Origin of the sequence: Helicobacter heilmannii (assembly GCF_001283065.1) — a bacterium.
In the GTDB taxonomy this organism is placed as follows: domain Bacteria; phylum Campylobacterota; class Campylobacteria; order Campylobacterales; family Helicobacteraceae; genus Helicobacter; species Helicobacter heilmannii.
Genome location: NZ_CDMK01000001.1, coordinates 730,638 through 745,161 on the forward strand (window position 1 = coordinate 730,638; position 14,524 = coordinate 745,161).

At 47.8% G+C, this 14,524-nt stretch carries 6 protein-coding genes; 4 read left to right on the forward strand and 2 right to left on the reverse strand.

Annotated elements, in window-relative coordinates; all coding sequences use genetic code 11:
- Nucleotides 1-231 precede the first annotated feature (231 nt).
- On the reverse strand, nucleotides 232-1,032 hold the full coding sequence (locus tag AOG36_RS03610; RefSeq protein ID WP_015106499.1) for an NAD(+)/NADH kinase: 801 nt from the start codon (nucleotides 1,030-1,032) through the stop codon (nucleotides 232-234).
- Nucleotides 1,033-1,247: 215 nt separating this feature from the next.
- Nucleotides 1,248-9,830, reverse strand: coding sequence for a vacuolating cytotoxin domain-containing protein (locus tag AOG36_RS03615; protein WP_053825491.1), 8,583 nt, complete (start codon nucleotides 9,828-9,830; stop codon nucleotides 1,248-1,250).
- A gap of 503 nt (nucleotides 9,831-10,333) precedes the next feature.
- On the opposite strand from AOG36_RS03615, the gene flgE reads away from it, so the two are divergent.
- Genes flgE through lpxB form a run of 4 tightly spaced genes read left to right on the forward strand, consistent with a single transcriptional unit; the run spans nucleotide 10,334 to nucleotide 14,489 of the window.
- Nucleotides 10,334-12,490, forward strand: a complete 2,157-nt coding sequence (flgE, locus tag AOG36_RS03620) for a flagellar hook protein FlgE (protein ID WP_015106503.1) — start codon at nucleotides 10,334-10,336, stop codon at nucleotides 12,488-12,490.
- A gap of 9 nt (nucleotides 12,491-12,499) precedes the next feature.
- Nucleotides 12,500-12,847: a hydrogenase/urease nickel incorporation protein HypA gene (hypA, locus tag AOG36_RS03625; RefSeq protein ID WP_053825492.1), complete on the forward strand. Its 348-nt coding sequence runs from the start codon at nucleotides 12,500-12,502 to the stop codon at nucleotides 12,845-12,847.
- Entirely contained in the window at nucleotides 12,844-13,422 is a 579-nt protein-coding gene (gene mua / locus AOG36_RS03630; protein ID WP_015106505.1) for a nickel-binding protein Mua, read from the forward strand. The genes hypA and mua overlap by 4 nt, the downstream gene beginning before the upstream one ends.
- Nucleotides 13,419-14,489: a lipid-A-disaccharide synthase gene (lpxB, locus tag AOG36_RS03635; RefSeq protein ID WP_015106506.1), complete on the forward strand. Its 1,071-nt coding sequence runs from the start codon at nucleotides 13,419-13,421 to the stop codon at nucleotides 14,487-14,489. The genes mua and lpxB overlap by 4 nt, the downstream gene beginning before the upstream one ends.
- Nucleotides 14,490-14,524 lie beyond the last annotated feature (35 nt).

A 14,524-nucleotide genomic window follows, 5' to 3' on the forward strand; every position in this document is an offset into this window, starting at 1 on the left:
TTAATCAGGCGATCTAAATGTTGATCCCTCTTCTGGTTGCCCCTTCATGGCTTTAATGAGCCCATTAGCGATCTGCTCTTGGGGGTGCCCCGATGCTTCTTAAGCCAAATTGCTCTGCTATTTTTGATTGCCTATTTCATGTGGACGTAGTCTTTCAAGCTGGTGTTGTACTACCATGTATGCTGCTTGCCACTGTTTGATAAATAGGGCTGATCCCCTTAAAGCATAAAGTTAAGGCTTGATGCTGGAGCCCCATGCAAATTTTTCTTTAAGGACATTAAAGTAATTGCGCTCCAGCGGTTGGAGCAAGGTAGCGTGGCGCTTGGCGCGTTGGATGATCAAGGGCTGCTTGGGTTCTAAGGCGCGGCGTACTTGCCCATCCGCCACCACAATACAAGCTTGGGTTGAGAGTACTTTTAAGCGCGCCCTCGCCCCCAAAATAAGCGGTCTCTCGCTGAGCGAGTGCGCCGCGATGGGGGTGATGAGGATATTTTGGCATAAGGGGTCAAGTACACTCCCGCCCACACTGATGTTGTAAGCCGTGGAGCCTAGCGGCGTGGCAAAGATGAGCCCGTCTACCTTGTAGGTGTTGGCCAACACCCCATCAATGAAGAGCTGTAACTCCAACATGCCATAGTAATCCTGCTTGCTCACCACCAAATCGTTGGCCGCTAAAATACGCTCTTTGCCCATTTTGCCCTCCAGCATTAAATGCCTTTGTGCGCTGTAATCTCCCCTTTTTAGGGCTTTTAAAAATCCGAGTGCACCCTCCAAATTCGTAGCGGTCAAAAAACCCAAATACCCCACATGCACGCCAAAGCAGGGTAAATTCAAAGGGTGGCGTAGGGCAGCTAAGAGTGTACCATCCCCTCCTAGACATAGTAGGGCTGTATTAGGGTTGTAAACACTGGGCGATTCTAGGCTGTAGGGCATTTGTGCCTCTTGTAGACAGGCCTTTAAAACGCGTAAGGCTTGAGGCTCTAAATCGGGCTTTGGTAAAACATAAACATATTCGATGGGTATAGGGTGCATTTGGTAACCCTTTAGAGTTTAGGAAACTTAAGAAGACCCCTAGGGAAAACCCTAGGAGCTAAAAAGGAGGGGGAGCCACATGCTAACACAAAAAAACTTAAAAGAAAATTAACAAAGGCTTGTTGTAAAAACGAGAAAGCCCCAAGAAGCCTAGACTTCCTGGGGCCAAAAAGGAGGGGGAACTAGATACTAGCCCATATACCCTTAAAATAAGCTTAGAAGGCATAGCGTATCCCTACATTGCCCGTGATGTTGATGTCTTTATAATCCAATCCAAAGCGCGCCCCAATGCCAGCGTTGATATAAAAGGACCTAAAGATACGGACCTCACCGCCTGTGGTTAAGCCTGCAAAGGTGTTGTACATCCCGCCTTTACGGTAACTCAACATGTCATCCCCGATGAAGCGCACGACCCTATCGCCCATGGAGTATACAAACAAATCCCGCCCAATATCAGCAATCACAAAATAATAAGAATTTTTATTAAAGTAATGGCGGCTCTCTAAAGCTAAATTAAGAGTGAGCACGGATTTCTTGGCCGGATCGGCGTTGGCTCTAAATTGGTTGTAAAAGGGGTTGTTCATCATGCCCTGCAAACCAGACAGACCAATGTAGTAGTAGGCCAAGCCGATTTGGGGTTTTAAAATCACCCGTTTATCTTTGAAAAAGAAGTCGTAGCCGTAATTGGCGCGCAGGTTGGTTGTCCAAGTGCTGTATTTATAGCGTTGGTTGACCACGGATAAAATGGGGTCTGTGGCACTGATATAGGCGTTGTTGTAGCCCCAAGTTTCGTTCGCGCTGCCCGTGATCTCGTGCCTTCCTTTTAAGAACGCCCGGCTGTAAATCCCCACATTGACATTGTTGGATGCGGAGTTGGTGATATTGCCATGAAAGCCACTATATCCATAAGCTGCATAACCCCCCACGATCACGCCTTTAATGAAGCGATCATAACCTACATTGATGCCATAAAGCGTGCCTGTCCCCCCAGCCACAAAGCTCGCCCCCCCCACGCCGGTGATCCATAGATTGTTTCTTAATTTATTGCGTTGCGAATAGGCGGTGATGATGTCCATGTCATTGGGCACGGCACTGGCAAATTTTTTGCCCTTTAGACTGGCTAAAAAGTCGTGGAAGTCAGGGAGTTCATCATTGCTCGCAAAGCTGGAGAGCTTGGCCAAGCGGCTCATTTGCTGGGTATAGGTGTTGATTTGTAAAATATCTGTAGCGTTGTTTTTAAGAGTGGGACTAGCGACTAAGTCAATGCTATTGGAGATGTCCTTGGCAATTTTAACCAGATTAGCCTGAGAGGTGTGTTCCAAATAATAGGGGGCAAAGAGCGGAGTGTTCTTAGTTTGCACCAGCAACTGGTTGAGCCAAGACATGACGCTAGAGCCCCCGGCGGCGTAAACCGCATCCACACTGCTCTGTCCTTGGATGTTAGCGATGTATTGCTCGATGTTGGGCGCGCCCACATTTAAAGGTTTACCCACCCCAACGCTAATGCTGTTGTAGGCGATGGACGCGTTTATAGTCTGCCCTTGGGCGTTTTGATAGCTCACCAACAAGCCACGATCGGCGATGCTCACCGCTTTGCCATTGTAGAGCAGCCCATTACCCTGTTTATTGAGTTGCATGCTCTTACCATTGATGTTTAGGTAGGTGTAAAGAGTTAAATAATCCTTCCAGCTATTGGGGTCAAGGGTTTGGTTGTAAAGGCTGTAGTTGATCCACTTATCAGAATCGATCAAGGTGTAATCGGTGCTGGCACTAGCGTTTAGCACCATCAAAGGGGTTTTGTTGCTGGTGGGCTGGAGGTTGGCGATGCCCTGCACCTCGATTAAAGGTGTGTTGCTCGGGGCAGTGCTGCTTGTGCTGTTGTTGAGGTTAAACACAAAGTCGCCTTGGCTGTTGAGTGCCCCGCCGACATTGATGCCCTGCGCTTGGGTGGTTAGGGTCGCGCCTGAGTAGAGGTTTAAATCGTTGCCCACGCTGATTGCATTGGTGCTTTGGTTATTAAAGGCTTTGTAGATGCTAAGGTTATTGGTACTTAGGGTGCTGTTTTTTTGCAGGTTCAATGTACCGATGACATTCGCCCCTGTAACCCCTGAAAAGTCGATAACCCCGCCCGTGTCAGTGATGGTGCCCAAGAATTTAAAGTTATTGGCACTGACATTCAAGCTCTCGTATTGGTTGAGGTTGATTTGCCCACCAGCAATGTTTAAGTTTTCAAACTGGGCGTTTAGGTTGAGTCCATCGGTGGCATTTAGGCTGGAGAGATTGATGTTGGAGAGGTTGTTGGAGTAGAAATTGAGCGTGCCTTGGTAGTTGGTAAAGTTGATGTTGTTGGTGCCGCTAAAGACAATGGACTTACCGGCAATGAAGCTTAGTGCCCCTCCCGTGGCGTTGCTATAGGTGCTGTTATTGCTCACCACATTGTCATTAGCTGAGAAGGTGAAATACCCCTTTTCCCAAAGCGCACTAAGCCCTTTGGGTGCAAGGTAAGAGCCCACACCCGCTTTTTCCATCGCTTGTTTGATGTTGGGAGGCAAAAGCGCACCCAGCCCTTGCGACCACAACCCTCCAAGCCCCTTGTTTTTCATGATGTTGCCGATGATGCCATCTAGGGCTTTTTGTTGCGTGAGGGTGTTTAAAATGTTGCTGCCCAAAATCTGGTCTAAGAGTTTTGCGCCCACATCATCTACCATTTTGCTCAGGGCTTTAGGGGGATTGAGCACATCACTGATCGCCATATTCATGATCACGCCCCACACCTGTGGCCCTAACCACTCTGCGCTTTTATTGATGATCGCGCTGTTTTGGAAAATGATGTTGAAGATTTGCCCGAAAGTGGTTTTATCCATGAAGCTTTGCATCATCTTCGTAGCAGCAGGGGTGTCTCCCATTGCAAGGGCCTTATTAAGGGTGATGTTGGTCCAAGGGGCGAGTTCATCCATCACATTCCACAAGGTTTGGTTGCCAAAGTTATTGTCGAGGTAATTGTAAATCCCCCTCACGCCCTGCCCGCCCTCAATGCTGCCTAGCAACTTGTGCACCAGCCCCTGCTCCAACCCGCTTAATTTACCGCTCTCAAGCCCTTGCGTGATGCCAGCCTCAATTTTGCCATCAATTTCATTTTGCACACTCGTAGGCAAGCTTTCAACGAGTCCATTAGGTCCAAAGAGCGAGCTCACGCTTTGGTGTGTCAAAATGTCTTTAACCACGGTAGCAAAGCCGGGCAATTGGGTAAGAGCTGCCATGTCTTGCGCGTTAAAGATTTCGCCCAAAGTCGCGTTAGCCACCCCACTGGGGATCAAGCCTTGTAAGCCTTGGGGGATCAAATCCCCACCCTTGGCCTTGTCGTAAATCCACTGCCCCAAGAGCTCGCCTAGTTGGGGCTGGCCTAGCATCTTTTGTACCGTGCCAAAACCGAATAAATTAAAGATTTGGTCCGTGCCCTGGGCCTCAATATTGGCTTTATTTAGGACTAGATTTGTATCGCTGTTAAAGCTCACGGCTGCAGAGCCCCCCGTGCCCTCTTCATTGCCACTACCCACGGTCCCAGTGATATAAACATTTTTGGCATTAAACTGCGCCTCGATGTAGCCTAGGGCATTGGAGCTCGAGTTTAAAAGCTGCCCTAAGTAGGTGTGCCGTCCCAACTGGCAACTGATGCTTTGCTCCTCTGTGCTAGGCACACAAGGGCCATTAAAGCCAGCCCCGCCAAACCACACCGTGCTGCTGCCTGGAGTTTGCCCCACTTGCTCGCCCCCCACGACCAAGGCCCCGTTGTTGAAGGTTTGGTTGATGTGACTGTCAAAGCCGTTGATGAAGTTGAGCAAGGCTTGCTTTTGTGTAGGGGTTAGGTTGATTTGGATTTTTTGCAACTCCTGCCAAAGTTTATTAGGATCGCTCAAATCATTTAAAATCCCCGAGGCCAAGAGCTGTTCTATGGTGGGCAACAAGTCGCTGGCAATGCCAGCTAAAGCCATTAAATTGCCCTTACTCACTCCCGTGTTGAAAATGTTTAACGGCCCATTGGGGTTGTTATAGGCATCGTAAGTGCCCGGGATTTCTTGCACCCCATTACTGTCATACACTCCCTTGATCTGCCCATCTAAGAAGAAAGTCCCCACCCGGTTGTCGGTGTAGCTGTAGACATTGTCTTTAAGGGTGTTGGATTGTTTATAAAAATAAAGTTCGGGCGCGATGTTGTAAAGATTGGTGGCGATGGGGTTTAAATTCTGTGAAATTGTAACCTCTAAATGCCCGTTTTGTACGCTCTCAGTGATGATTTGCGCCCAATTTAAGGGGTTCACGAAACTCCAGCTGTCTTTAGCGGCGTTGTAGGTTACAGGGGCTTCTTTGGTGTTGGTGATTTGTAGCCCCCCAAGTTCGATTTTTTGATACCCATCTGCCCCGCTGATGCCACTGATGTTTTTAGCATTGAGGACATCGTAGGTGAGCGTTTGCCCCTTGCCTAGCACGCCAGAGAGGTTGATGTTGCCCAAATTGAGCAATCCGGTTACATTGAAGTTGCCCCCAACGCTGATGAGGGGGCTGGTGCGGGTATCTTGGCTGTTGATGTTGAGCACGCCGCTAGCCACATTTAAAGACCCAAAGGTTAAATCCCCACTGCCATATAGCCCGAAGTTGGTGTCCCCGGTGCTGCTCACTTGGTTTGCACTAAAGGTGCTGTTACCCTGGATGTTGAGCTGTGCGCCGTTGAAGCTCATGTTATCTAAAGCCACAGAGCCATTAGACACATTCACATGCCCCCCATTGAAAGCGACACTGCCCGTGCTGGCGTGTATGCTCGCCCCGGCATTGACTTGTAGGCTCGTGCCTTTGGCAAAACTGCTGCTACCTGCAAAGGTGGCACTAGCCCCACTGCCTTGCAACATCACGCTGGCGTTGTCGGTGAAGTTTGCACCCTGATTAAAGGTGATGGTGTTGTTGGAGTCGAGATTGACTAAAGAATTGCCTGCAAAACTTGCCAAACCGTTGAAAGTGGCGCTGGAGTTTTCAAATAAGCTTAAAAGTGCAGTCCCGCTAAAATTTGCGGCTTGGCTAAAGGTAACTTGGCTTTGTTGGGCATCGATTTGGGTGTTGCCCTGAATATTAGCAATGCCCTTAAAGGTGGCACTCGTGGCGGAGGTGTGTGTGGTGGGCTTAAAGATCGACCCATTATTTAACATCACCAAGCTATTGCCGCTTAGAGTGGTGTTGGTGGCAAAATTTACACTGCTGCCCGTGTTGAGGTTAAAGGTTGTGTCTGTAGCAGTGAGTGTGCCTTGTACGGGAATATCTTGGGGCGTTTTTTTGGGGTTGGAACCATTCATATATTGAGTTAAATTATCAGTATCCCCTGTCAGTACAATGTGAGACTCATCCCCTAAAAAGAAGCCCGAGTTAGCAAGATTGATCTGACTGCCCTGCACATACACTTTCGTGCGGTTGCCTTGCACATTGCTGCCCGTGAAATCCACCTGCTGTTTTCCCATAAATTGGAAAGAGCCAAACAAACCGCCATAATCAGCCACATGGTCGGAAAAATTAGAATTTTGCACATCTAAGGTATTGCCCGCTACAAAATAGGCATTAGAAGCCTGGGGTTTAATGGCATGACAAACGCTACCAAAAATCGAGGGGAGGATAGCGCAGGCCTGGTTAAAGTAGGTGAGGTTATTGGTGTAGGTCAGCCCATCGGTGGTCAAGTTATTTGTGGCGTTAAAGGTCATGTCTGCCCCGCCGCCATAGGGCAACTTCGCCCCATTCGCGCCCCCAAAATTGCCCACGCTGATGCCATTGGTCAAGTAAATGTTGTAGGCGTTAAAGACATCCACGATATAGCCCGGGTTGGCCCCTTCTCCGCCAAACTGGATCAGCCCTCCACTGGCCGCCTGAGTGGTGATGTTGCCTAAAACTAAAGTCCCCTGCCCTTGGATGTCATAAGTCCCCCCATTGCCCGCAAAGCTGTATGCGGTTAATTGTTTGCCCGCCGGGTTGTAATAGGGAGCGGTGGCGTTTTTTAAATTGGGGTCGATGTAGGCGATGCCTCCTGCCCCCACACTAACATTGTAGGTTTTATAGCCATACCCAGTCAGCAAGTCATGACGCCCCTTAGCCCAACCCAAGCACCCCTGTATCCCCAAGATCGAGCCTGAAACACAACCGGGGGTCATGTTATAGACATCCGGCCAAAGGTCGTAAGTCTGGGTCAATAAAGTTAAAGTGATTTGGTCGTGGCTAAAAGTTTCTTTGGCCTTGACGGTATCCCCAAAGGCTACGGTGTAGGTGTTGTTGCCATCATTTTGTAGGAGTGTGCCCTTCATTCCTTGGTAATCCACCAAGTTCCACAGATTTTTAGCATAGCTATCATCGCTCCAATTGATGTTAGAGCCATGCAACAAGGTGTAGGGTGTGTTGCTCAAAGAGCTTGTGATGTTAAAGAGAGCGTTAGAGCCCAAAGTAACATTGCCCCCTAGGGTTTTAAACGGACTGTTGGGGTTGGTGCTTAAATCCGTGGTGGAGATGGTTGTTGTGCCTAAAAAGGTGGTGTTTTCTGTGCTGCTAAAATTATAATTACTAAGCCCATTAAAGGTATCGTTGTTGAAGGTTAAGTTGTTGACTTTAAAGCTGCCCGTGCCATTTGTGGTGGGGTCTAGCTCAAAGGTGGTGTTGGTAAAGCTTGCCGTTTGGGCAGTAACATTGATGTCTTTAGCATGGAGAGTACTAGTGCCTGCATCGCTCAAGGTGTTGGTTGCGTTTAAAGAGACACTAGCCATACCATCGTTAAAACTGGTGTTGGTGAGGTTCAAACTTTGGCTAGCAGAAAGGCTGATGTTAGAGTTGCCTGTATTGTTGAAATTAACCCCTGTAAGAGCAATGCTCTTTGCTTGCATAGCAACTGAGCTTAGATTCCCTGTAAAGTTGGAGTTTTGCATGGTGATGGTGGGGTTTTGGCTTTGGTGATCGGAAGCATCAAAAACAAAATGGCTACCAGCCCCGTTAAAAATGCTGTTATTAAAAGTGCTGCTCACATCTCCATTAAAAGTAAGTGTGCCTCCGCTATTGGCATCAAATTTGGAATTTGTAACACTTAAGGCTTTATTAGCGGTAAAGTAATCCGTATCGTGATTGTATATAGCTGTGATGTGGTTAAAAAAGTGCAGATCGTTTAAGGTCAAATTATTATAGGCATGGAAAGTCATGTTCACCGTACCGCCCGCATGCCCTCCCCACTTATTGCCGGTTTGAAAGGTGTTTGTCATGTAAATATCATGGGCATTAAAAGTGCCGGTTATGCTGTTGGTATTCCAATCGTTTTCACCCAGCCAAATGCTTCCACTATTTTTTGTATAGTCTACAGGAGTGGGAGTTTGGTTGCCTAAAACTAAAGTCCCATTTGCAAAGTTTTCATTAGGATTAATATTGATGGTAAAATTGTGGTTGTATGCCCCCCCAAAACTCTCAAGCTCATGGTTGTTTGAATCCACATAGCCTATCCCACCTCCTACCTCATAGTTATGTGTGCCCTCAAGGGAATACACCCCATCCCAAATGCTTTGGGGCGGACCAATAAAAGAGATCAAATGCATACTGATACTATTATTGTTAAAGGTTTCGCCAAAGATGTATTCTTTATCACCGACGGTGTAAGCGACATGGTAGAGCCCATTACCAGAAGTTGGGTTAGCTCCATCACCAGTATAGAGACTTCCTGTTGCATTTTGGTAGTGGATGAGATTCCATAAATGGCTGGTGTAGCCATTGTAATTAATCGTCTTTGAGGTACCTAGTAGGTTATATATGCTACTACCTAGACTTTTAGTAATATTAAAGATCGCATCATTGCTCAAAGTAATGGTACTGGCTAGATTGTTTAGGGGTGAATTTTGTTGCAGGGTAATGCTGCCCTGCAAACTAAGCGTGCCATTATCTGTAATGGTGCTGTTTGCGCTATTATTAAAGGTTACATTGTTAAAGGTAATGTTGCTGCTATTAAGATTAATCGCTCCGCTACCACTAAAGGTGGTGTTGGTAAAACTCTCATGGCTACTATCGTTGATATTGATGATCCCACCATTGGAAGTTTCTAGGGTGGCGTTATTGGCAGTTGTGCCGTGGTTGCCATGGGTGGTTAGGGTGGTGAAAGCTACGCTTAATTTGCTGGTAAAACTTACACTTTGGGCATTCCAATTATCTGTAAAGTGCGTGCCATAATAACTTGTGATATTGACATTTGGAGGACTTCCCCCACCCCCTCCAATAGAGAGCTCTCCACTGCCTCCACTCCCATTAATTTGTAAATTAAGGTCACCTCCATTGTATTGGAGCTGGTGTAGAGTGTAGGTTCCTGCTTGGTTGCCTACTAAAGTAACCGAGCCATTACAATACCAATTGGTGCAGTAGTAGCCATCAATACCACCACCACTATGGTAGTAGAATTTATTGTACACATTATGTGAGCCCCAACCCCACTGCCAAGTTTTTTCTTGGCTAAAGCTATTGCTTGACATATAGCCTAAAATGTTGTGTTGGCTATTGAGATTATGCGAACCAGAAATCCAATAAACAGTCCCTGCCCAGGCTTGCAACACCACAGGAGACATAGCTAACCCCCCTACTACAAACGCCCCCTTAGAGAGGGCTTTAGAAATGGACGAACTTTTGCGCTGGGTCTTAGGGACTTCTTCTTTAAACGCCAAAACGCCGGCACGCTCGGCTTGGTTTGCCTTGATGCGCCTAGCGATGGCATGGACGATTTTAGATTTAAGAGAACTGGGTTTTTTCATGCACAGCATTCTAGTCAAAAATAACTTTGTAAGACTTAATGCAATAGAGTTAACGCAATATTGCTAGATTAATTTTGACTTTAGCTAAATCGGGTACAATAGCCCCCGTGGTGGGCAAGCACCCCTTAAACGGGGTGCCCCCTCTTCTCACACGGATTAGTGCAACGGTGTAGCTAGCACCATAAGCACCACAAGGGCTATAAATAGCTTCATGGCTAGGTCTCCTTTCCGGAGTGCCTCCCTCTGCGACTCCCGACCCTTATAAGATTTTTAAAGCTAAAAATCCATACGCCAATTTGTAGCCAAAAAGGCGACCCGCCATGGTATCCGAAGCGGTGATTTTAGCAACTTGCACTTTAAACGGGGCTTGTTGCAGTGCTGATTCTTTTTTAAATCTGTTTAAATTTTTGTTTTGACTTTGGTGCATCCACATAAATTCTGTCAAAACCCCAAATTTGGAATAAACTTTGCTTAGGATTTGGTAATTCAGTTAAAGGATCACCATGCTCCGCTCTTTATGGTCTGGCGTTAACGGGATGCAAGCACACCAAATCGCCCTAGATATTGAAAGCAACAACATTGCCAATGTCAACACCACCGGCTTTAAATACTCTAGAGCCTCCTTTGTGGACATGCTCTCTCAGGTGAAGCTCATCGCCACCTCTCCTTATAAAAACGGGCTTGGGGGGCAAAACGACTTTTCTGTAGGCCTAGGCGTGGGCGTGGATGCCACCACTAAGATTTTCTCACAGGGCAATTTGCAAAATACCGATGTAAAAACTGATCTTGCTATTGAGGGCGATGGCTTCTTTGTCATCAGTCCCGATCGGGGGGTGACGCGCAACTTCACCAGAAGCGGGGAGTTTCTTTTTGATGCCCAGGGTAGCCTTGTTACTACGGGTGGGTATGTGGTGCAGGGCTGGGTGCGCGATCCAAAAGACATGGGCTCTAAGGGGAGTGAAACCGACCTTTTAAAAATTGACAACACCAAGCCTTTACAAAACATCCGCATCGATCCCGGGATGGTGATGCCCGCCCGTTCCAGCTCTAAAATCTCTATGCGTGCCAACTTAAACGCCGGCCGTCACGCCGAACAAACGGCCAATATTTTCATGCTTGACTCCTCGACGCGCACCCCCTCCGATGGTGTGAAACCTCAATACGACTCTGCCACAAACTTAACCCAAGTTGCCGAGGACATGGGCTCTTTGTTTAATGAGGATGGAGATGCCTTCTTGCTCAATGAAGATCAAGGTATTTGGGTGAGCTATAAAAATGCCAAGCTTAAAAGGGACATTCTTGCCACCAACCAAAACAGCACCGTCGAAATCAACGGGACAAAAATCTCTTTCACCAACGACTCAGCTGTGTCTAAAATCAGCACCCTCTCTGCCGCTCAAAACGCCATCAACTCTATGAAAAACAAAACGGGGGTGGAAGCCTACATCGACAATGGACAATTGCGCCTAGAGAATAAAAACAACCTAGAAGGCGACAAGCATGTGAAAAACATTGTCGTTACCGGGGCGGGCACGGGGGCATTTTCTAAATTTGTCAAAGGTGATCAAGACATCACTGCCTTTAGATACCGCTACACCAAGGGCATCGATGCTGACTCAACCACAGGGCAGTTTAAAACCACGGAAGATTTGCGGGCGTTGATGCAACACGATGCCAATATCGTTAAAGACCCCAGTCTCAAAAGTAGTTACAAAGACTCCACCGCCTCCGTGTCTGTGAAGATCAATAAAAACGGCATGTTTGAGATCACCAACAAGGACGATGGCAAACCCCAAAAAGACAACCTCAGCATCTTTGTTACAAACTACACCTCCAATAAAGTTACAAAAAATGTCCTCTTTGGCAAAACCATGGGGGCACTCAACACCGCTTCGCTCATTGAAGGCGGGGTGTCCACCTCCACTTCCAAGCTCACCCACGCCACGCATGCCAGCAGTGTGGATGTCGTGGACAGCCTAGGTACAAAACATACCATGCGCCTCGAGTTTTACAAAACCGGCGGGGCGGAATGGCGCTTTAGAGTGGTGGTGCCCGAACCTGGCGAGATTATTGGCAGCTCGCCCGAGCGCCCCAATGTGTTTGAAAATGGGGTCTTGCACTTTAATAAAGACGGTTCACTAGCAGGCATGAATCCCCCCCTCTTGCAATTCAACCCCCACAATGGCTCGGATTCGCCCCAACGGATCACGCTCAATTTTGGCTCTGCTGGGGCCTTTGATGGGATCACCAGCGTGGACAAAATCTCTGAAACTTACGCCATCGAACAAAACGGCTATGTGGCAGGAGATTTGATGGATGTGCGCTTTGATGACAACGGGACCTTGCTAGGCGCCTTTAGCAATGGCAAAAGCCTAGCCCTTGCCCAAGTGGCACTAGCAAACTTCGCCAACGATGCGGGCTTGCAAGCTGAGGGGGGTAGCGTGTTCTCAGAGACCAGCAACTCAGGCAAGGCCTTGATTGGGGCAGCCAATACAGGGCGCAGGGGGGGCGTGTCTGGTTCTAAATTGGAGTCGAGCAATGTGGATTTGAGCCGCAGTTTAACCAATTTGATCGTGGTGCAACGGGGCTTTCAAGCCAACTCTAAAGCCGTAACCACCTCAGATCAAATCCTAAACACCTTGCTCAATCTCAAACAATAGGCCTAAGGCATGCACGAGTACTCGGTCGTTTCTTCTTTAATGGATTTGTGCGAAGCGCATGCCAAAAAGCACAACGCCACCAAGATTGAAAAAGTCGTGGTAGGCATTGGCGAGCACTGTGGGATGGATAAACAGCTCTTTATGAGCGCGTTTGAAACCTTTAAAGAAGAGCTGGATATCTGTAAGGAAGCGGTTTTAGAGATCGTGGATGAAAAAGTAGAATTGGAGTGTTTGGAGTGCAAACAAACCTACACCCCGCCCAATTTGGAGTATGGAGTGTGCGGGCATTGCGGGTCGCAAAAGGTACGCCTGAGCAAGGGCATCCAAATGCAACTGCTGTCTTTGGAGATGGTGTGATTGATGCGATTTTTCAGGAATTTATCAAAAAAGCCCCTGAGATGAAAGAGAGCTGGGAGGTGGTACAACTCTTTGAAGAGGAGAGGCAGAAGTTTCAAGAAGAGTTGCAAGCCTATGAGGAGGAGATCGAAAACGCCCGGGCGGTGCTGAGGGACTTGCGGGCCCAGATGGTGCAGACCAAAGAACGGGTCAAGGAGTTGCAGACCCTACAAAAGAGTAAGGAAGAGGAAATCCAAGAAATCCGTCAAGAGTTATTGTCGCATAAAATCAAGCGGGATTTATGGCAGCTGGAAAAAGACAAACCCGAGCTACAAGAGAGCAATGAACCCCTGCCCCAGGCACTAGAGGTGGTGGAGATTTATTTAAAAGACCACTCCATCGCAAGGGCACGCCCGGCCAAGCGCTATTTCGCCGACAATCTCTACCGCCAATACCGTGTACTTTTAAGAGAAAACCATGTACTCAAAGACCGCGTCTTTGGGCTAGACTTAGAAAACAGCACACTTAAAATTGAGCTGAGAGACCGCCAAACCCAAGAGAAACTCCAAGCCAAAGACCCTAAAGAGCCACGATGAAAATCTTAGTCAGTGCCCTAGAAGTGAGTTCCAACATCCATTTAAAAGCCCTGCGCTTGCACTTGCCTAAAGTCAAGTGGCTAGGTGTGTACGACCCCATTGAGCCCAACGACAATCCCGTTTTATCGCCCAAAGACTTTTCCATCATGGGTTTTAAAGAGGTCTTTGGGCGGCTGTTCTTTTTCTATAAAGCCCTTAAGGCGATGGCGCGTTTAGCTGAACAAGCCGATCTAGTGCTTTTAATGGACTCCTCCTCCTTTAATATCCCCCTAGCCAAGCGCATTAAAAAGATACACCCCAACAAGCCCATTTTATACTACATTCTGCCCCAAGTGTGGGCGTGGAAGGCTTACCGTGCGCCCATCATCGAGTGCTATTGCGATAAACTCGCTGCCATCTTGCCCTTTGAGCTTAGCTATTACCAACACAAGGCGCAGTTTGTGGGCCATCCTCTCTTAGATGAAATCCAATACCAAAAAACCGAGCTGGGGGGCGAGAGTGTGGTGTTCATGCCAGGCAGCCGCAAGCAAGAGATCGAGCGTATTTTGCCCATTTTCGTGCAGGTGGCACAGAAAATTCAGGGCAAAAAGGTCTTGGTGGTACCGGCCAGCTTTCAAGGGCTGGACTTAAGTGCCCTGTATGGGGCACATTTAAACCTTTTTGAAGTGTCCTTTGACGCGCACAAGAGTTTATACGAAGCGTCCTTTGCCTTCATTTGCAGCGGCACCGCCACGCTAGAGGCCGCGCTCATCGGTACACCCTTTATTTTGGCGTATAAAGCCCGCCCCCTAGACTTTTTCATCGCTAAAAACTTGGTGCATTTAACCTGCATTGGGCTTGCCAACATCTTTTACAACGCGCTACACGATGAGAGCCCGGGGCGTGGACAGACCATGTTGCACCCTGAGATCATCCAGGACGACTTAAACGCCTCCAAACTCTTGGAGCTTTACAACAGCCTAGATCGCGAGAAATTTTTACAAGAATCGCAGAAGATTCGGGCATATTTACAACACGGGAGCGCACAAGTGGTTGCCGAGTGGATCAGGCATGGTCTTAAGGATTAAATTTTTGTATAATCTCTTCTTCAGCAATCGTTAGG